This is a genomic window from Flavobacterium sp. SLB02, assembly GCF_009664855.1.
Lineage (GTDB): Bacteria > Bacteroidota > Bacteroidia > Flavobacteriales > Flavobacteriaceae > Flavobacterium.
On the sequence record NZ_CP045928.1, the window covers coordinates 4,694,461 to 4,713,572 of the forward strand.

A 19,112-nucleotide genomic window follows, 5' to 3' on the forward strand; every position below is an offset into this window, starting at 1 on the left:
ATGATGAAGTTTTGTGAGTATTTTATATGTGTATTATTTGTATAACACTTTTTTAACTGCTTTTACTACATCACCTGCATTTGGTAACCAGTCTTTTAACAACACTGGAGAGTAAGGTGCAGGAGTATCTGCAGTTGTAATACGTTGAATTGGCGCATCAAGGAAATCGAAAGCTTGTTCCTGAACGATATAGGTGATTTCAGATGAAATACTTGCAAATGGCCAGGCTTCTTCTAAAATTACTAAACGATTTGTTTTTTTAACCGATTTTAAGATCGCGTCTTTGTCCATAGGACGAACTGTTCTTAAATCGATAATCTCACAAGAAATACCTTCTTTAGCTAACTCATCTGCAGCAATAAAAGCTTCTTTGATGATTTTTCCAAAAGAAACGATAGTAACATCTGTTCCTTCACGTTTGATATCTGCAACTCCTAATGGAATTGTGTATTCTCCGTCCGGCACTTCACCTTTGTCACCATACATTTGCTCAGACTCCATAAAAATTACAGGATCGTTATCGCGAATTGCAGATTTTAAAAGTCCTTTTGCATCATAAGGTGTAGAAGGCACAACAACTTTAAGACCTGGAGTATTTGCAAACCAGTTTTCTAAAGCTTGTGAGTGAGTAGCTCCTAATTGACCTGCAGAAGCAGTTGGTCCACGAAAAACGATAGGCACATTAAATTGTCCTCCTGTCATTTGACGCATTTTAGCAGCGTTATTTATAATTTGATCAATACCTACTAAACAGAAGTTGAAAGTCATGTACTCCACAATAGGACGACAACCATTCATAGCTGATCCTACTGCAATTCCTGTAAAACCAAGCTCAGCAATTGGAGTATCGATTACTCTTTTTTCGCCAAACTCAGCAAGCATTCCTTTTGAAGCTTTGTATGCTCCGTTGTATTCTGCAACTTCTTCGCCCATTAAATATATGGATTCATCGTGACGCATTTCTTCGCTCATCGCTTCGCAAATGGCCTCTCTAAATTGTATTGTTCTCATATTTATATTGTATGTTGAATTTTCTGAAGAGCAAAAATAAATATTTTAAATAACTTAAAAGCATAAATTAGATTTAAAATCACATGATCTTCCTTATACCTTACGCTTTTAACTTTTTAAAAATTATTGTGACATTTACGAAATCGATATAATTGCTATTATTTCCTTCATAAAGTGCTTATCATACAAACTCCACTCTTTTTGTTTAATTTTTATTTCATAAAATTCTCTCACTAGAACGTAAGAACCAAAAAAGTAGTATCAATTAGTGTAAAATTTAACACTTGCCCGGATTACCGCATTTGTAAAATTCCTAAGAATCAGTAGAAATGACTGCATTATTTATTTTTCTACATAGCAAAACGGCCTCTAAATTTCAGAATCTGCGAAATCGTAATAGTTTTTAAATAATATTATGCGTGCATAGTATTTTATTCCGATTTTAATTTCTAAATTTGTAGAAGCATATTATAAATATAAAATATATACTTATGAAAATATTAGTTTGCATCAGCCACGTGCCTGATACTACTTCAAAAATCAACTTCTCCAATGGTGACTCAGAATTCGATACCAATGGTGTTCAATATGTAATTAATCCTAATGACGAGTTTGGTTTGACACGTGCCATTTGGTTTCAGGAACAACAAGGTGCTACTGTAACGGTAGTAAATGTTGGAGGACCAGATACTGAGCCAACTTTACGTAAAGCTTTAGCAATTGGTGCAAATGAAGCTATTCGTGTAAATGCTAACCCTACTGATGGCTTTTTTGTTGCAAAACAATTGGCTGAAGTAATCAAAAACGGAGGTTACGATCTTGTAATTGCAGGAAAAGAATCTCTTGATTATAATGGAGGAATGGTTCCTGGAATGATTGCAGGAATTCTTGGCTCTAACTTTTTAAACTCTTGTACAGCTATCACTGTTGATGGCAACAATGTAAAAGCAGTTCGTGAAATCGACGGTGGAAAAGAAACCGTAAGCACTTCTTTACCTCTAATCATTGGTGGACAAAAAGGTCTTGTTGAAGAAAAAGATCTTCGTATCCCGAACATGAGAGGAATTATGACTGCAAGAACAAAAGCTCTTACTATTCTTGAGCCGGTTGACGCTCCTGTAAATACAAAAGCGGTAAAATTTGAAAAACCAGCTCCTAAATCAGCAGTAAAATTAGTTTCTCCTGATAATTTAGATGAGTTAATCAATTTATTACACAACGAGGCTAAGGTGATTTAAGATTGTAGAATTTAGATTTTAGATTGCTGATAGCAACGCAAAATCTAAAACTCAACATTTGATTCACTTCAAATCTAAAATCAATAATCATTTTAGATTTCAATTTTTAAAATCTGAAATCTAAAATCTAAAATCTAAAATTATTATGTCAATATTAATATATGCAGAATCTGCAGAAGGAAAATTTAAAAAAGTAGCTTTTGAATTAGCTTCTTACGCTAAAAAAGTAGCAGAATCACTGGGAACAACTGTTACAGCTTTAACTGTAAACACGAGTGACGTTAGCGAATTAGCTAAATACGGAGTTGATAAAGTATTAAAAGTAAACAACGATAAATTAGCAGGTTTTACAGCTAAAGCTTACGCCGATGTTATCAAACAGGCTGCTGAAAAAGAAGGAACAAAAGTAGTTTTACTTTCTTCGACTACAGACAGTATTTATCTTTCATCATTAGTTGCTGTGGCTTTAAATGCCGGTTTCGCTTCAAATGTTGTTGGATTACCGGTTAGCACTTCTCCTTTTCAAGTAAAAAGAAATGCTTTCTCAAACAAAGCTTTCAATATTACAGAAATCAACACAGATGTAAAAGTTCTTGGCTTAGCTAAAAACTCTTACGGAATTTTCGAAAGCGCAGGATCTGCGACTGAAGAAGATTTTAACCCATCGATTGGAGACAACGACTTTGGAGTAAAAGTAGAATCTGTAGAAAAAGTAAGCGGAAAAGTATCTATTGCTGATGCTGACATCGTAGTTTCTGGCGGACGTGGACTAAAAGGTCCGGAAAACTGGGGATTAGTTGAAGATTTAGCAGCTGTTTTAGGCGCTGCAACAGCATGTTCTAAACCTGTTTCTGATTTAGGATGGAGACCTCACAGCGAACACGTTGGACAAACAGGAAAACCAGTTGCAACTAACTTATATATTGCAATAGGAATCTCTGGTGCAATCCAGCATATTGCGGGTATCAACTCATCAAAAGTAAAATTGGTTATCAATAACGATCCTGAGGCTCCTTTCTTTAAAGTTGCCGATTACGGTATAGTTGGAGATGCCTTTACAATTGTTCCGGAATTAATTGAGAAATTAAAAGCTTTTAAAGCACAACATTCTTAATTTAAAAATTCTCTATAAAAATATAGCTGCCTAAAAACAAGATAATCGTATCTTTGTTTTAGGTGGCTTTTTTGTTCCATATTTTTTGATTAAAATTGCACCTTTATTTTTCAATCAAAAAAAGTCTTAAAATGAGGCAATAATTGCCCTTTTTTACCCACATATATGAGTCTAGTAAAATTATCCATAAAAGGAATTTCATACAGTCAAACTCAAAATGGCGCTTATGCCTTAATTTTGAATGAAGTTGATGGCGAACGAAAATTACCAATAGTTATTGGCGCTTTCGAAGCCCAATCGATCGCTATTGCCTTAGAAAAAGAAATAAAACCTCCTCGTCCGTTAACTCACGATTTATTCAAAAACTTCGCTGAAAGATTTGACATCGTTGTAAAACAAGTCATCATTCATAAACTTGTCGATGGCGTTTTTTATTCAAGTTTAATTTGTGAAAGAGATAAAATCGAAGAAATTATCGACGCCAGAACTTCTGATGCAATTGCATTGGCCCTGCGTTTCAATGCTCCGATTTTTACTTATAAAAACATTTTGGACAAGGCTGGTATCTATTTAAAATCAAATACTGCAGAAACTGATCAGGGTTCTCAGGAAATTGATGATGTACTTTCTAATCCGGAAACTTTTGGTCATGAAGAAGAAAGCAATCAATCCGGAGATGTTTACGCAAAACATAGTTTGCAGGAACTAAATGAGCTTTTAGATCAGGCTGTTTCTCAGGAAGATTATGAAAAAGCAGCAAAAATTAGAGACGAAATCTCAAAAAGATAATTTTAGGGCTGTAAGCCGTAAGCTTTAGGCTATAAGCTTAAAGCCAAAACATAAAAAACAAGCTTAGAGCATTAGGGGAAAGCCTAAAGCTTAAAGCCTAAAGCTTAAAGCAATCATGAAACAATATTTAGACCTGGTAAAACACGTTTTAGAAAACGGCAACCAAAAAGGAGACAGAACAGGAACTGGAACAAAAAGTGTTTTTGGTTACCAGATGCGTTTTGATTTAAGTGAAGGTTTCCCAATGGTTACAACCAAAAAATTACACTTAAAATCTATTATTTATGAACTGCTTTGGTTTTTAAAAGGTGACACCAATATAAAATATCTTCAGGAAAACGGAGTAAAAATCTGGGATGCCTGGGCAGATTCTAATGGCGATTTAGGTCCTGTTTACGGACACCAATGGCGCAATTGGAATAGCGAAGAAATTGATCAGATCTCTGAATTGATTACAGAATTAAAAACAAACCCAAACAGCCGAAGAATGTTGGTTTCAGCATGGAACCCATCGGTTTTACCGGATACAAAAAAATCATTTGAAGAAAATGTGGCCAATAACAAAGCTGCTTTGCCTCCTTGTCATGCCTTTTTTCAGTTTTATGTAACAAGTCCAGATATTGAAAAAGGAGAAACAAAAGGAAAATTATCCTGCCAATTGTACCAGCGAAGTGCTGATATATTTTTAGGAGTACCTTTTAATATTGCTTCTTACGCATTATTAACGATGATGATTGCTCAGGTTTGCGATTTAGAATACGGAGAATTTATCCATACTTTTGGAGATGCACACATTTACAATAATCACTTCGAGCAATTAGAATTGCAATTGACGCGTGAGCCAAAACCATTACCAAAAATGATTTTAAATCCTGAAATCAAAAACATTTTCGACTTTGATTACAATGATTTTACACTTGTAGATTATGAGCCCCATGCGGGCATAAAAGGAAGTGTTGCTGTATAAACTATCCGTTTTAAAACCTAATAGTTTTTTTTACCGCTAAGAACGCAAAGATTTTTATTCTAAGAAATATTTCCAAAAAGAAAAGTTCGCTAAGCTAAATCAATACAAAGCTTTGCGAACTTTTCCTTTTTCATAAAAGCTAAGACTAAACTTAGCGTTCTCTGTGATACTTTTTCTGTCTCTCTAAAGGTCTTATGCTTTATACTACTAAAACACTATTTTCACTTCCTGCAAAATCATTCCATTTATAAGAATCTGCTTCAGGATCATTCACATAACTTCCATCAATTACGTACTTAAACTCGTAAATTGCATCTTTGACTAAGTCATAGGTAGCTTTAAAAGTCCCATTTTTTAACTTACTCAAAGTTCCTTCCTCAACATTCCAGTTGTTAAAATCGCCAACAACTGCTGCCGAACTTGCATCTTTAGCATCAATAGAAAATGTAACTTTAACTACCGGCTTCGTTTTAATAAATTGTTTCTTTAAAGACATAACTGTTTAGTTTTTAGATTCATAGACTAAATTACATAAATTCAGATGATTTTTCGATACCTTCACAACCGATTTATCATAATATCAAAAACCGAATATTTTTTTATCTATTTAATAATTAAATCTGTATAAAATTTTGGAATTCAAACTCTCAGCCCATTTTAAAAGAAATATTCCAGCATCTAAATAGGGTGGTTACAAAATAAATTTTAACTTTATAACCTCATTTATATCTTATGGAAAAGGAAGTGCACGAACAATACGAATATGCCCGAAGAAGACTTAGACAAAAGAAGATTCTATACTTTCATTTTGTACTTTTTCTGCTAGGAAGTTTATTTTTATTTATTGCCAGTAGATTTTTCGGTTTTGGCGCTAATACAGATCAAAACTGGTGTGTCTGGGGAATTACGATATGGTTCTTTATCTTTATTTTGCACTTTATCAAGGTGTATATCACAGACAGGTTCATGAATAAAAAATGGGAAAGAGAACAAATTGACAGACTTGTTGGCTTGCAGCAAAAAAGAATTAGTCAATTAGAATCCAGAATAATTGAGGATACCGAAAATAAAATTTAGTTACTAGATTGCTATGATTATAATGATAGCGGCTGTTGCCGAAAATAACGAACTTGGAAAAAACAATGAATTAGTTTGGCATTTGCCAAATGATTTTAAAAGATTCAAATCACTTACAACGAATCATCATATTATTATGGGAAGAAAAACTTTTGAAAGTTTTCCGAAACCACTTCCAAACAGAGTTCATATTGTAATAACACGTCAAAAAGATTATCATCCTGAAGGCTGCATCGTAGTCGATAGTATCGAAAAAGCAATTGCTGCTTGTCCTGAAAACGAAGATTCGTATATCATTGGCGGAGGCGAAATTTATAATCTTGCCTTGCCTTATACCGATATTATTGAGATCACCAAAGTTCATCATACTTTTGAAGCAGATGCTTTTTTTCCGAAAATCAGCAAAAGCGAATGGCAACTGGTAGAATCTGAAGAAAATTTTAAAGATGACAAACATCTTTTTGATTATACGTACGAAACATACATTAGAAAGTAATAAAAACAAAAAAACATCCTCTTGTGAAGGATGTTTTTTTAAAAAACGATTGATTTTTAAATCTGACTCATTCGAGTAATAGTTTTGGTAAAAAAATCACAAATCTTAGAAACATTTGAATAACTGAATAACATTTAATGTTAAATGAGAACGAATCTCAAAGAGCCTTTAATAACAAATACCACTAAGATATTAAAGGCAAGAAAATTAAAATTTCCAAAAACAAATTTAACCCTAAGAACGTATTTCGCACTTTAAAGAGTATTGGCCCCAAGAACAATACTTTCAAAACTACTTACAAGAACAAATGAAGCTACCAGTGCAAAAAAATATTCATTTGATTCAAGTCATTAATTCAATCAATCATTAAAATTTTATCTTTTTAACTGTAGCAAAGTTGGCCATAAAATCTATGTCCCACAATACCCACTTTTGGTGATTTTTTCAAAATACCCACTTTTGGTGATAGCCAAAACCCCGACATCAAACAGCAATTAAAAGCCTACGGCTAAAACAATTAATTTACAAATTCAAAAACTCAATTACAGTTAAGTCAGATTGTATTATATTTGCGTAAATAAAAAAAATGTCTGAAAAAATAACCCCATATAAAGACTCTTCTTTAGGTAAAAAAGAGCAAGTTGCCCAAATGTTTGATAACATCTCAGGGAACTACGACAATTTGAATCGCGTAATTTCATTTGGAATCGATATTAAATGGCGAAAAAAAGTATTAAAAATAGTTTCGGATAAAAAACCGAAAGTTATTCTTGATATCGCAACGGGAACTGGCGACCTGGCCATTCTAATGACACAAACAAATGCCGAAAAAATAATTGGTCTGGATATTTCTGCAGGTATGCTGGAAGTTGGAAAAAAGAAAATCGCAGAAAAAGGATTATCAAATTTAATTGATATGGTTTTGGGAGATTCTGAAAAAATTCCTTTTGAAGACAATTATTTCGATGCCATAACTGTTGGTTTTGGGGTTCGAAATTTCGAAAATTTAGAAAAAGGATTTGCAGAAATTTTAAGAGTTCTAAAACCTAATGGTGTTTTTGTAATTCTGGAAACTTCTGTTCCTGATAAAACACCTTATAAACAAGGTTATAAATTTTACAGCAAAAACATACTACCTATCATTGGTAAATTGTTTTCTAAAGACAATTCGGCTTATGGTTATTTGTCTGAATCTGCTGCTGTTTTTCCTTATGGAGAAGCTTTAAACAATATTTTGAGAAAAATTGGGTTTATAGATGTTGTAGCTATGCCTCAAACTTTTGGGGTTGCCACCATTTATTCTGCATCTAAAAAATAGTATGAAAAAAACTGTAGTCTTACTTTTATTAGTCTTAACGACAAACGGATATTCTCAATTTGCTAAAAGCATGTTTAGCAAGGATCCTATTATAAATCTTGAAAACTGGCAAAAACAACGCCTCTATTTTGGGTATTATTTAGGTTTTAATAGTTTCGATTTTAAATTTGACTACAAAACTCCCGGTCCGGATATTCAGGTAAAAAAGACTACCGGATTTAATGTGGGTGTTGTAGCCGACTTAAGACTACAGGAATACATCAATTTACGTTTTGAGCCAGGTTTGTATTATAGTAAACGTGATTTGTATTATCCAAATTTACCTTTAGAAAAAGATTATTTACGAGAAGTAAACAGTACTTATATTCACTTTCCTTTATTATTAAAATTCTCTTCTTTGCGTACCGGAAATATTCGCCCCTATTTAGTTGGAGGAATGTCTACAACATTAAACTTATCCAGCAACGCAAAATCAAAAGATGATAATTTTGAAGGCAAATTCAGAACCAAACAATGGACTGCGGCTTACGAGGTAGGTTTTGGAATTGACTTTTTCTCTGAATACTTTATCTTCTCTCCTTCTATCAGAGGTATGTTTGGTATTACTGATGAATTAATTCGCGACAATCCTGCAAAAGGACCGAGTCCATGGACAGATAATATTGATTCTATGAAATCAAGGGCTATTTTAATTAATTTTACTTTTCATTAAAACAAATCCCTAACTATTTCGTTTAAACTCACTAAGAATAATTGCTGTTGCGGTAGCTACGTTTAAACTTTCGGTTTTTTGCAGCTCTCCAAATCTTGGAATTGTGAGTCGGCTTGTAACTATTTTTTCAATCTCTGATGATATTCCATTGGCCTCATTACCCATGATAATGATTCCGCTTTGAGGTAAATTAGATTGATAAATGTTTTCGCCGTCCATAAAAGTTCCAAAAACAGGAACATTAGCCTCAGCAATAAAAGTTTTCAAATCAACATAATTCACATTTACTCTGGCAATAGACCCCATAGTTGCCTGAACTACTTTTGGATTATAAATATCGACAGTTTCTTTAGAACAAATAATTTGTTTGATGCCAAACCAGTCACAAAGACGTAAAATCGTCCCCAGATTTCCAGGATCGCGAATATCGTCAAGAGCTAAAATCAAACCTGAGTTGGTTATTTTATTTTCGGATGGAATTTTAAAAACCGCCAAACATGAATTTGGAGTTGATAAGGCGCTAATTTTTTTAAGATCCTGCTCATAAATAAGCGTACGTTTTGAAGAATGAACTTCTTCAAAATCATTTAGAGTCGTGTATAAATGCTCTAATTCAAAATTGGATAACAACAATTCTTGAATTACTTTTACTCCCTCGGCAAAGAATAATTGATTTGCAAAACGTTGCTTTTTTTGATGTAAACCTGATATAAGTTTTATTTGGTTTTTACTAACCATAAAATAATGTACTTTTGAATTAAATATTTAAGAACACTTGAAAAAGAATTCCACAAAAATAACAGCATTTATTCTAATAGCAATATTTATTTGCGGTTGTAATGCTGTAAAAAGAGTTCCCGATGGAAAAAACCTTCTTGTAAAAAATACTATTCTTGTAAATGGAAAGGCAACGAACGACGAAATAGCGTCTAACCAAATGTACCAAAAACCAAATGGTACTTTGTTAGGATATCGTTTACGTTTAAATTTATACAACTTAGCCAACTTAAATCCGGATTCTACTTATCAGGCAAAATTTAAAAATCATCCTGGTTTATACGAACGTCAGGCTAAAATATTATCTGCAAAACAAGTAGACCGACTTGGGCAATCTTTTCTGTACAAAGGTATCCATGAATTTCTGAAAAGCACAGGTGAACCCCCTGTTGTTATTGATACTGCAAAGACAAAAAAATCTCTTTTACGTTTAAAGTTCTACTACTTCAACAATGGTTATTTTAATGTAGCAACAGATTATAGTATTGATAGCGTAGCCAGAAAAAAAGCTAAAATAAATTACCTTATTACAACCGGTCCGGCTTATACCCTGGACACTATTAGCACCAATATCAAAACTCCGGCCCTGGATTCATTATACAGAACCAACAATGAGCCTTCCTTTTTAAAATCAGGAAAACAATATAAAACTGCTGATTTTGAAGATGAGAAAAATCGTCTTACAACTTACTTTAGAAACCACGGCGCTTATTTCTTTCAACCTACTTATGTCACTTTTGACATTGATACTATTGGTAAAAAGAACAAAGCCGATGTAACATTAATCATCAACAACAACAATATTCAGGAAAGAGACTCCAGCAGAACAGAGCCTTTTAAACTATATAAAATAAGCGATGTTAACATTTACACGGACTATTCTCCTGCAAATGCAAAAACAAAAATAACCGATAGTGTAACGTACAACAACTTTAATTTATACAGTCATAAAAAATTAAAATACAAACCGCGCGCCATTACTGATGCCGTTTTTATCAACAAAGGGGGTATTTTCTCTGATACGAGAACGACGCTTTCTTCAAGATATTTAAACAACCTGAAAATCTTTAATTACCCTTCGATTCAATACGAAGTTGATAAACGAGATTCAACGGCACAATCTTTAATTGCAAATGTTTATCTAACGCCCAGAAAGAAATATAGTTTTGGAGCTTCTCTTGACGTAACGCATTCTAATATTCAGGATTTTGGTATTGGAGCCAGTGTTTCTGAAACGATTCGAAACGTATTTAACAGAGCCGAAACGCTGGAAATTTCGGCACGTTTAAATGTAGGTTCGTCAAAAGACATGGCCAATCCTAATGATAATTTCTTTAACGTATCAGAATATGGTTTGGATTTAAAACTGAATTTCCCAAGGATTTTATTGCCTTTTGGTACCGAAAAAATTATCCCAAAAAGAATGATTCCTTCTACAAGTATTGCTGCAGGTTTCTCCAAACAGCGCAATATTGGTTTGGATAAAGAAAATTTCACAGGTGGTATTGCTTACAATTGGTCTCCAAAACGATACAACACAGCCAAGCTTGAATTGCTTAATGCGCAATTTGTACGTAATTTAAATCCAAGTAATTATTTCAGGGTTTACACTTCTTCTTATAACGAACTAAACAACATTGCGAGTACATATAACACGGTACCTGGCAACATTGACAATGACGGAAACCTAATTATCCCAGAGGGAGCAAATAACTTTACAAAGGAAGTATTAACTGACCAAACGGTATTAAGACCAGGAGATACAGGATATAAAGACGTACAAAGCATCGAAGAAAGAAGAATTCGCCTGACTGAAAATGACTTTATTTTAGCAACTAGCTACACGTTTACCAAAACCACTAAAAAAGATCTTGCTGATAATACTTTTTATCAGTTTAAAACAAAAATAGAATCTGCCGGTACTTTATTATCTGCTATTTCAAGCATTGCAAAGCTTCCTGAAAACTCAAGAGGCAACTATGAAATATTCAACTTAGAATATTCAGAATATATAAAAACCGAATTTGATTATATCAAACACTGGGATTTTGGAAAAGAAAAAGTATTGGCCGTGAGAAGCTTTTTTGGGATAGCCATTCCGTTTGGTAATTCAGATTATATTCCGTTTTCACGAAGTTATTATTCAGGAGGTTCAAACGATAACCGCGCATGGCAGCCTTACTCTTTGGGTCCGGGAAGCACGAATGCTGCGAACGATTTTAATGAGGCCAATATGAAGATTGCACTGAGTGCAGAATTCCGTTTTAAAGTTTTTGGTGATGTCAAGGGAGCGATCTTCGCAGACGCCGGAAATATCTGGAATGTGCTCGATAATGTCATAGACGATAAAGCAAAATTTAACAACGTAAACGATTTAGCTGAAATTGCTTTAGGATCAGGATTTGGTTTACGTTACGATTTAAGCTTTTTTGTTATTCGTTTAGATTTAGGCTTTAAGACTTATAATCCGGCGCATGAGAAGGGAGACCGTTGGTTCAAAGAATACAATTTTGGCCATTCGGTTTTAAATTTTGGGATAAATTATCCTTTCTAATGCTAATTAATTCTTATTTTTGCAACCTAAAAACTAAAAACAACTAAAAAAAATTACAATGGCACACAATATTAAACCCGGAGTAGCTACAGGAGATCAAGTACAGGAAATTTTTAATTATGCAAAAGAAAAAGGTTTTGCTTTACCAGCAGTAAATGTTACTGGGTCTAGCACAATCAATGGAGTTCTTGAGACTGCAGCGAAACTAAATGCGCCAGTTATCATTCAATTTTCAAACGGAGGAGCACAATTTAACGCTGGAAAAGGATTATCTAACGCTAACGAGAAATCAGCAATCGCTGGAGGTATCGCCGGAGCAAAACACATTCATACTTTGGCAGAGGCTTACGGTGCTACCGTAATTTTACATACTGACCACTGTGCAAAAAAATTATTACCTTGGATTGATGGTTTATTAGATGCTTCTGAAAAACATTTCGCAGAAACAGGAAAACCATTATTCAGTTCTCATATGATCGACTTGTCTGAAGAGCCAATCGAAGAAAACATTGAGATCTGTAAAGAGTATTTGGCCAGAATGAGCAAAATGGGAATGACATTAGAAATCGAACTTGGTATTACAGGTGGTGAAGAAGATGGTGTTGACAATTCTGATGTTGATAGCTCAAAATTATATACTCAACCAGAAGAAGTAGCTTACGCTTACGAAGAATTATCTAAAGTGAGCCCTAAATTTACAATTGCAGCTGCTTTTGGAAACGTTCACGGTGTTTACAAACCAGGTAACGTAAAATTAACTCCAAAAATCTTAAAAAATTCTCAGGATTTCGTTCAAAACAAATTCAACACTGGTGCTAACCCGGTAGATTTCGTTTTCCACGGAGGTTCAGGTTCTACACTTGAAGAAATCAGAGAAGCTATTGGATACGGAGTTATCAAAATGAATATTGATACAGATTTACAATTTGCATATACTGAAGGAATTCGTGATTATATGGTTAAAAACATTGACTATTTAAAAACTCAAATTGGTAACCCAGAAGGTGCTGATGTTCCTAACAAAAAATACTATGACCCAAGAAAATGGGTACGTGAAAGCGAAGTGACATTCAATACAAGACTTGAGCAAGCTTTTGCTGACTTGAATAACGTAAATACACTTTAAATTTTAGACTTCTGATTTTAGATTTCAGACTTCTAAAAAAGCCTGAAATCTAAATTTTGAATCAGATTGAAAAATCTAAACTTTAAAATCTACATTCTAAAATTAAAAAAATGGCTTGGTTTAAAAGACAAGAAAAAGGGATTACGACTGCGACCGAAGACAAAATGGACGTTCCTAAAGGATTGTGGTACAAATCTCCTACTGGAAAAATTATTGATGCTGACGAATTAGCCAGAAACTTATTTGTTAGTCCTGAAGATGATTTTCATGTTAGAATTGGAAGCGCAACCTATTTTGAAATTTTATTCGACAATAATGAATTTGTTGAATTGGATAAAAACATGACATCAAAAGATCCTTTGCATTTTGTGGATACAAAAAAATATGCAGAAAGATTGAAAGATGTAATGGAGAAAACTCACTTAAAAGACGCTGTGCGTACCGGAGTGGGAAAATCTAAAGGAAAAGAACTTGTTATCTGCTGTATGGATTTTGCCTTTATTGGTGGATCTATGGGAGCGGTTGTTGGAGAAAAAATTGCCAGAGGTATTGATCACGCGATCAAAAACAAATTACCTTTTGTAATGATTTCTAAATCAGGTGGAGCCCGTATGATGGAAGCTGCTTATTCGTTAATGCAATTAGCTAAAACATCAGTAAAATTAGCTCAGTTAGCCGAAGCTAAATTACCATACATTTCGCTTTGTACAGACCCAACTACAGGAGGAACAACTGCATCATATGCAATGTTAGGAGACATTAATATCTCTGAGCCTGGGGCTTTAATTGGTTTTGCCGGTCCTCGTGTTGTTCGTGACACAACTGGTAAAGATTTACCAGAAGGTTTCCAGACTGCTGAGTTCTTATTAGAGCACGGTTTCTTAGACTTTATCACGCCAAGAAAAGAATTGAAAGATAAGATCAACTTATATATCGATTTGATTCAGAATAATACAATTAGATAGTTTTCGAACTTCTTAACATATAAAATCCCATTCGCTTCGGCTGATGGGATTTTTTTATATCTTTATTTTAAATCTTAGTTTATGAAGAACGTATTTATTGGTTTTATGATTTGCTTTTTTCTTTTGAATTGTGGTAAGAAAGAAGAAAAGATTATTGAGAAAAACAAAACTTACATCATCTCATATGAAGATGTGAAACTTGAAAAATATTACGATTCCATAAAAAAACATACTGATAGATTTGCTCCCCCTCCAAGGAAAGGCTTCTATGCCGAGAACCAATTAATAATTGACAAAAAAGGAAATTTATATTTTTATCAAAAAAGATACTTCCTCGAATTTTGTAGTTATGGCAGTGAAAAAGACACTCTTCCTCATTTCCTTGATCTTCAACCCAAAGACATTGTTAAAATTCCTCAAACTAGTTTAGATGATTTTTTATCAGAAAATATTCTAAGTAAAGAGAAAAACAGGCGAATATTAATTATTGCGTCTCAAAATGACACTATAAAAAACACATCCTTTTTCAAGTTTACAAACAAAAACCAACTACAAGCTTATGCGATAAGAAGAACAACCCAGGAAGAAGATACTGTTCTAAAATACAAAACCAATAACGACTACTATTATTCTGATTCTATTAAATGGGATCGAACTAAAATTAAATTTCCAAATAAGAACTAAAAAAAATCCAAAGAATGTTTCTTTGTTTTTTTTTAATCTTCACAACTTTACGAAGCATAAATTCTTTACTAAAGCTGGAGGCTATCCAATCATAAGCAATTTCACATTCAACGGAATAATTCCATCTCTACAACATAAATTGTTCATCTGTAAATTATACAAATCCAAAAACCTTTGTCCCTTTGTAACTCTGAGCCTTTGAACCTTTTCTCAAAACCTACATTCCAGTTCTAATCGCCTCAACCGGATCTAATTTTGCTGCTGAAATTGCCGGTAAAATCCCGGATATCACACCAACTAAAATTGACAATCCTGCACCGATAATTATATTCCAGAAACTTAGAACAAATTCAAAATCTAACAAATTAGTCAAAAGCATCGACATCAGCCAAACAATCAATAAACCAATCATTCCGCCTATCAAACAAAGTATAACTGCTTCAAACAAAAACTGAAACAATATAAATCGGTTTTTTGCTCCTAAAGATTTTTGAATCCCTATTAGGTTTGTTCGTTCTTTTACAGAAACAAACATAATATTGGCCACGCCAAAACCTCCAACCAGGAAAGAAAAGAAACTAATAAATATTCCTCCAAACCGTAAGCTTCCTAAAATTCCATCCACAAAATCAGTAAAACCGGAAAGTACATTAATAAAGAAATTGTCAGACTCCCCTGCTTTCATTCCACGAATTGCTCTTAGTTTTTGGGCAACTTCGGCTTTATAAGCATCCATGTCTACACCCTTTACAGGTTTTAAAACAATAACCGGCGTCATTGCATCATTGTCGCCGTACATTCTGCGTAAAAAGTTTGTTGGCAAATAAACCGATGTATCATTACTATCACCAAAAAAACCTGCACCTTGTTTCTTAATCACACCAATTACGGTAAAACGCTGTCCGTACAAACGAATATTTTTCCCAACAGGATCACTTGTTCCAAAAAGCCCTTCGGCAATATCATATCCAAGAACAATAACAGCACTTCCAGAATTCGATTCGGATTCGTTGTAAAATCTTCCTTTATCAAAACTCAATCCTTCGATATCTACCATTTCGCTAGACGAAGGAACTATATTAACATCACTAACCGTTTTTGAATCGTATTTTAAAGTTTCGTGATTTACAAAAAGCTGGTAAGCGACCTGATCTGTATTATTAAGCGAATTTTTTAAACTTATATATTCGTCATATTTTACATTGGGAAACTGTTCTCTTTTCCATTGCGGAATTTCAGAAGGTCCAAAACAGTATTTCATTAAATAAATCGTATTTTTATCTAAGCTGCTCAAATCTTTTGAAATCTTTCGATCTAAAGAATCTACCGCTGCCAATACAGCAATAATCGAAAAAATACCAATCGTAACACCCAACAGCGACAATAAGGTACGCAGTTTATTATTTCGCAAAGCGTTTATGGCAAAGCGGAAACTTTCTTTTAATAACCTTAGATAAACCAGCATATACGTGTATTTTTCATAAAAGTAAAATTCAATAAATTAAAAACAAAATCCTAATAAAAGTTAACTTACTCATCAGTAGATTTTTTTAGCATAATGTTACACTAATTTTCTTTAAAATAATATTTAAAAAAACTACTTTTGCAGTCTGAAAATCATAACTACACAATGAGCACAACTAAAACAATACAATCAGCATTAATTTCTGTTTTTTCGAAAGATGGACTAGAGCCAATCGTTAGAAAATTACACGAACAAAACGTAACACTTTATTCGACTGGAGGAACTGAAGATTTTATAAAAAACCTTGGAATTCCTGTAGTTCCGGTTGAAGACATTACTTCATTCCCTGAAATTCTTGGTGGAAGAGTAAAAACTTTGCACCCGAAAATCTTTGGTGGAATCTTAAACCGTCAGGATAACGAAAGTGACGTTCAACAAATGAAGGAATTTGATATTCCTCAGATTGATTTAGTTATTGTTGATTTGTACCCGTTTGAAAAAACAGTTGCTTCTGGCGCAAGCGAGCAGGACATTATTGAAAAAATTGATATTGGCGGAATTTCATTGATTCGTGCCGGTGCAAAAAACTTCAAGGATACTGTAATTGTAGCTTCGGTTAACGAATATAGTTTGCTTCTTGATTTAATTACAGAGCAAAACGGAGCAACAACTCTTGAGAACAGAAGATTGTTTGCTACAAAAGCGTTTCACGTTTCATCTCATTATGATGGTGCAATTTTTAATTATTTTAATACTGACGAAACTATCTATAAAGAAAGCATTGCAGATGGTCAGGTTTTAAGATATGGAGAAAACCCACATCAAAAAGGCTTCTTTTTTGGAGATTTTGATGCGATGTTCAAAAAAGTTCACGGAAAAGAATTATCTTACAATAACTTATTAGATGTTGATGCGGCAGTAAACTTAATTAATGAGTTTAAAACTGACGGACCAACGTTTGCTATTTTAAAACATAATAATGCTTGTGGTTTAGCTTCAAGAAAAACAATTAGCGAGGCTTATTTAGCAGCTTTGGCTTGCGACCCAACTTCTGCTTTTGGCGGAGTCTTGATTGCAAACACTAAAATTGATTTAACTACAGCACAGGAAATCAACAAATTATTCTGTGAAGTAGTAATTGCCCCTAGTTATGATGACGATGCAATTGCCGTTTTACAAGAAAAGAAAAACAGAATTATATTAGTTCAGAATGAAGTTGAATTGCCTTCAAGACAAGTGAGAACATGTCTTAACGGTTTGTTAATTCAGGACAGAAATAATATTACAGATACTAAAGAGCATTTAAAGACCGTTACTATTACAGAGCCAACCGCTCAGGAAATAGAAGACTTGATATTTGCTTCAAAAATTTGCAAAAACACAAAATCAAATACGATTGTTTTTGCAAAAAACGGAACATTAATTTCTTCAGGTACTGGCCAAACATCAAGAGTTGATGCTTTGGTACAAGCTGTAGATAAAGCTAAAGCTTTTGGATTTGATTTAACCGGCGCTTCTATGGCAAGTGATGCATTTTTCCCTTTTCCGGATTGTGTAGAATTAGCTAAAAAAGCAGGAATAACGGCCGTTATTCAGCCTGGAGGTTCAATAAAAGACGAATTAAGCATAAATTATTGCAACGAAAATAATCTTGCAATGGTATTTACAGGAACACGTCATTTTAAACATTAATTTGTTTAACTTTGTTCAAAATAATTTATAACATTTTAAACCCCTAAAAAACTTATGGGATTTTTTGATTTCATGACCGAGGATATTGCGATAGACCTTGGTACCGCAAACACTTTAATCATACATAATGATAAAGTTGTTATTGATAGTCCGTCAATCGTTGCACGTGACAGAATATCAGGCAAAATCATTGCTGTTGGTAAAGAAGCCAATATGATGCAAGGTAAAACGCATGAAAATATCAAAACCATAAGGCCTTTGAAGGACGGTGTAATTGCCGACTTTGATGCTTCGGAAAAGATGATCAACATGTTCATCAAAAGCATTCCTGCATTGAAAAAAAGAATGTTTACTCCAGCTTTAAGAATGGTAGTATGTATTCCTTCAGGAATTACCGAAGTGGAGATGAGAGCTGTGAAGGAATCTTGTGAGAGAGTAAACGGAAAAGAAGTTTATTTGATTCATGAGCCAATGGCAGCAGCAATTGGTATTGGTATCGACATTATGCAGCCAAAAGGAAACATGATTGTTGATATTGGAGGTGGTACTACAGAAATTGCAGTTATTGCATTAGGTGGTATTGTATGCGACAAATCTGTAAAAATTGCAGGTGACGTTTTCACCAATGATATCGTTTATTATATGCGTACTCAACACAACCTTTTTGTGGGAGAAAGTACTGCTGAAAAAATAAAAATTCAGATTGGAGCCGCTATCGAAGATTTAGATGGTCCTCCTGAGGACATGTCAGTTCAGGGTAGAGATTTACTTACCGGTAAACCAAAACAAGTTGATGTTTCTTACCGTGAAATTGCTAAAGCATTAGATAAATCGATTCAGCGTATTGAAGATGCGGTAATGGAAACATTATCTCAAACTCCACCTGAATTAGCTGCAGATATCTACAATACTGGTATTTATTTAGCTGGTGGTGGATCTATGCTTAGAGGTCTTGACAAACGTATTTCGCAAAAAACAGATTTACCTGTTTATATTGCTGAGGATCCGTTAAGAGCTGTAGTTCGTGGAACCGGAATGGCACTTAAAAATATTGCAAAATTTAAAAGTATCTTAATTAAATAAGATTCAAAATAATCAATATAATTTTATAAGAGTCAAATTTAATT

Annotated in this window: 18 protein-coding genes; 14 read left to right on the forward strand and 4 right to left on the reverse strand. The window is 33.7% G+C overall.

Annotated elements, in window-relative coordinates; translation table 11 throughout:
* Positions 1–33 precede the first annotated feature (33 nt).
* A complete protein-coding gene (locus GIY83_RS17505; RefSeq protein WP_072954767.1) occupies positions 34–1,011 on the reverse strand; it encodes a pyruvate dehydrogenase complex E1 component subunit beta in 978 nt (325 codons plus the stop codon).
* Between the two features lie 491 nt (positions 1,012–1,502).
* Between GIY83_RS17505 and GIY83_RS17510 the strand changes: the two genes are divergently transcribed.
* From GIY83_RS17510 to GIY83_RS17525, 4 genes are all read left to right on the forward strand, one after another.
* A complete protein-coding gene (locus GIY83_RS17510; RefSeq protein ID WP_194615919.1) occupies positions 1,503–2,249 on the forward strand; it encodes an electron transfer flavoprotein subunit beta/FixA family protein in 747 nt (248 codons plus the stop codon).
* 145 nt (positions 2,250–2,394) lie between these two features.
* On the forward strand, positions 2,395–3,363 hold the full coding sequence (locus tag GIY83_RS17515) for an electron transfer flavoprotein subunit alpha/FixB family protein (protein ID WP_208682654.1): 969 nt from the start codon (positions 2,395–2,397) through the stop codon (positions 3,361–3,363).
* Positions 3,364–3,528: 165 nt separating this feature from the next.
* Complete coding sequence (locus GIY83_RS17520) at positions 3,529–4,152, forward strand: bifunctional nuclease family protein (RefSeq protein ID WP_042566126.1); 624 nt, start codon at positions 3,529–3,531, stop codon at positions 4,150–4,152.
* A 115-nt stretch (positions 4,153–4,267) separates the two neighbouring features.
* On the forward strand, positions 4,268–5,119 hold the full coding sequence (locus GIY83_RS17525) for a thymidylate synthase (protein WP_194615917.1): 852 nt from the start codon (positions 4,268–4,270) through the stop codon (positions 5,117–5,119).
* A gap of 199 nt (positions 5,120–5,318) precedes the next feature.
* Here GIY83_RS17525 and GIY83_RS17530 read toward each other — a convergent pair whose 3' ends face one another.
* Positions 5,319–5,615, reverse strand: coding sequence for an isoamylase early set domain-containing protein (locus tag GIY83_RS17530; protein ID WP_173970880.1), 297 nt, complete (start codon positions 5,613–5,615; stop codon positions 5,319–5,321).
* Positions 5,616–5,851: 236 nt separating this feature from the next.
* On the opposite strand from GIY83_RS17530, the gene GIY83_RS17535 reads away from it, so the two are divergent.
* From GIY83_RS17535 to GIY83_RS17550, 4 genes are all read left to right on the forward strand, one after another.
* The gene (locus GIY83_RS17535) at positions 5,852–6,196 is read left to right on the forward strand and encodes a 2TM domain-containing protein (RefSeq protein ID WP_208682655.1); all 345 of its coding nucleotides are present in this window, start codon (positions 5,852–5,854) and stop codon (positions 6,194–6,196) included.
* A gap of 13 nt (positions 6,197–6,209) precedes the next feature.
* Positions 6,210–6,692, forward strand: coding sequence for a dihydrofolate reductase (locus GIY83_RS17540; protein WP_194615915.1), 483 nt, complete (start codon positions 6,210–6,212; stop codon positions 6,690–6,692).
* Between the two features lie 586 nt (positions 6,693–7,278).
* Positions 7,279–8,010, forward strand: coding sequence for a bifunctional demethylmenaquinone methyltransferase/2-methoxy-6-polyprenyl-1,4-benzoquinol methylase UbiE (gene ubiE / locus GIY83_RS17545; protein ID WP_208682656.1), 732 nt, complete (start codon positions 7,279–7,281; stop codon positions 8,008–8,010).
* 1 nt (position 8,011) lies between these two features.
* The gene (locus GIY83_RS17550; RefSeq protein ID WP_194615913.1) at positions 8,012–8,722 is read left to right on the forward strand and encodes a porin family protein; all 711 of its coding nucleotides are present in this window, start codon (positions 8,012–8,014) and stop codon (positions 8,720–8,722) included.
* A 9-nt stretch (positions 8,723–8,731) separates the two neighbouring features.
* On the opposite strand, the gene GIY83_RS17555 is transcribed toward GIY83_RS17550, so the two are convergent.
* Positions 8,732–9,460, reverse strand: a complete 729-nt coding sequence (locus GIY83_RS17555; protein ID WP_208682658.1) for an RNA methyltransferase — start codon at positions 9,458–9,460, stop codon at positions 8,732–8,734.
* Positions 9,461–9,497: 37 nt separating this feature from the next.
* Here GIY83_RS17555 and GIY83_RS17560 point away from each other — a divergent pair, with 37 nt between their 5' ends.
* From GIY83_RS17560 to GIY83_RS17575, 4 genes are all read left to right on the forward strand, one after another.
* Positions 9,498–12,053, forward strand: coding sequence for a BamA/TamA family outer membrane protein (locus GIY83_RS17560; RefSeq protein ID WP_208682660.1), 2,556 nt, complete (start codon positions 9,498–9,500; stop codon positions 12,051–12,053).
* 58 nt (positions 12,054–12,111) lie between these two features.
* Complete coding sequence (fbaA, locus tag GIY83_RS17565) at positions 12,112–13,179, forward strand: class II fructose-bisphosphate aldolase (protein WP_029271808.1); 1,068 nt, start codon at positions 12,112–12,114, stop codon at positions 13,177–13,179.
* 110 nt (positions 13,180–13,289) lie between these two features.
* Positions 13,290–14,144 carry an acetyl-CoA carboxylase, carboxyltransferase subunit beta gene (accD, locus tag GIY83_RS17570; RefSeq protein ID WP_056190173.1) on the forward strand — a complete coding sequence of 285 codons (855 nt, stop codon included), beginning with the start codon at positions 13,290–13,292 and terminating at the stop codon, positions 14,142–14,144.
* Positions 14,145–14,225: 81 nt separating this feature from the next.
* Positions 14,226–14,828 carry a hypothetical protein gene (locus GIY83_RS17575; protein ID WP_208682661.1) on the forward strand — a complete coding sequence of 201 codons (603 nt, stop codon included), beginning with the start codon at positions 14,226–14,228 and terminating at the stop codon, positions 14,826–14,828.
* Positions 14,829–15,045: 217 nt separating this feature from the next.
* Here the strand turns inward: GIY83_RS17575 and GIY83_RS17580 are convergent, their stop codons facing one another.
* Positions 15,046–16,293: an ABC transporter permease gene (locus GIY83_RS17580; RefSeq protein WP_208682662.1), complete on the reverse strand. Its 1,248-nt coding sequence runs from the start codon at positions 16,291–16,293 to the stop codon at positions 15,046–15,048.
* Positions 16,294–16,458: 165 nt separating this feature from the next.
* Here GIY83_RS17580 and purH point away from each other — a divergent pair, with 165 nt between their 5' ends.
* Entirely contained in the window at positions 16,459–17,985 is a 1,527-nt protein-coding gene (gene purH, locus GIY83_RS17585) for a bifunctional phosphoribosylaminoimidazolecarboxamide formyltransferase/IMP cyclohydrolase (protein ID WP_194615908.1), read from the forward strand.
* A gap of 54 nt (positions 17,986–18,039) precedes the next feature.
* Positions 18,040–19,068 carry a rod shape-determining protein gene (locus GIY83_RS17590; protein ID WP_007804822.1) on the forward strand — a complete coding sequence of 343 codons (1,029 nt, stop codon included), beginning with the start codon at positions 18,040–18,042 and terminating at the stop codon, positions 19,066–19,068.
* Positions 19,069–19,112 lie beyond the last annotated feature (44 nt).

Coding starts and splice junctions, on each gene's coding strand:
- GIY83_RS17580 (WP_208682662.1), bottom strand. CDS start 16,293: ATGCTGGTTTATCTAAGGTTATTAAAAGAAAGTTTCCGCTTTGCCATA.
- GIY83_RS17515 (WP_208682654.1), top strand. CDS start 2,395: ATGTCAATATTAATATATGCAGAATCTGCAGAAGGAAAATTTAAAAAA.
- GIY83_RS17590 (WP_007804822.1), top strand. CDS start 18,040: ATGGGATTTTTTGATTTCATGACCGAGGATATTGCGATAGACCTTGGT.
- GIY83_RS17510 (WP_194615919.1), top strand. CDS start 1,503: ATGAAAATATTAGTTTGCATCAGCCACGTGCCTGATACTACTTCAAAA.
- GIY83_RS17555 (WP_208682658.1), bottom strand. CDS start 9,460: ATGGTTAGTAAAAACCAAATAAAACTTATATCAGGTTTACATCAAAAA.
- GIY83_RS17530 (WP_173970880.1), bottom strand. CDS start 5,615: ATGTCTTTAAAGAAACAATTTATTAAAACGAAGCCGGTAGTTAAAGTT.
- ubiE (WP_208682656.1), top strand. CDS start 7,279: ATGTCTGAAAAAATAACCCCATATAAAGACTCTTCTTTAGGTAAAAAA.
- GIY83_RS17540 (WP_194615915.1), top strand. CDS start 6,210: ATGATTATAATGATAGCGGCTGTTGCCGAAAATAACGAACTTGGAAAA.
- GIY83_RS17575 (WP_208682661.1), top strand. CDS start 14,226: ATGAAGAACGTATTTATTGGTTTTATGATTTGCTTTTTTCTTTTGAAT.
- GIY83_RS17520 (WP_042566126.1), top strand. CDS start 3,529: ATGAGTCTAGTAAAATTATCCATAAAAGGAATTTCATACAGTCAAACT.
- fbaA (WP_029271808.1), top strand. CDS start 12,112: ATGGCACACAATATTAAACCCGGAGTAGCTACAGGAGATCAAGTACAG.
- GIY83_RS17535 (WP_208682655.1), top strand. CDS start 5,852: ATGGAAAAGGAAGTGCACGAACAATACGAATATGCCCGAAGAAGACTT.
- GIY83_RS17505 (WP_072954767.1), bottom strand. CDS start 1,011: ATGAGAACAATACAATTTAGAGAGGCCATTTGCGAAGCGATGAGCGAA.
- purH (WP_194615908.1), top strand. CDS start 16,459: ATGAGCACAACTAAAACAATACAATCAGCATTAATTTCTGTTTTTTCG.
- accD (WP_056190173.1), top strand. CDS start 13,290: ATGGCTTGGTTTAAAAGACAAGAAAAAGGGATTACGACTGCGACCGAA.
- GIY83_RS17525 (WP_194615917.1), top strand. CDS start 4,268: ATGAAACAATATTTAGACCTGGTAAAACACGTTTTAGAAAACGGCAAC.
- GIY83_RS17550 (WP_194615913.1), top strand. CDS start 8,012: ATGAAAAAAACTGTAGTCTTACTTTTATTAGTCTTAACGACAAACGGA.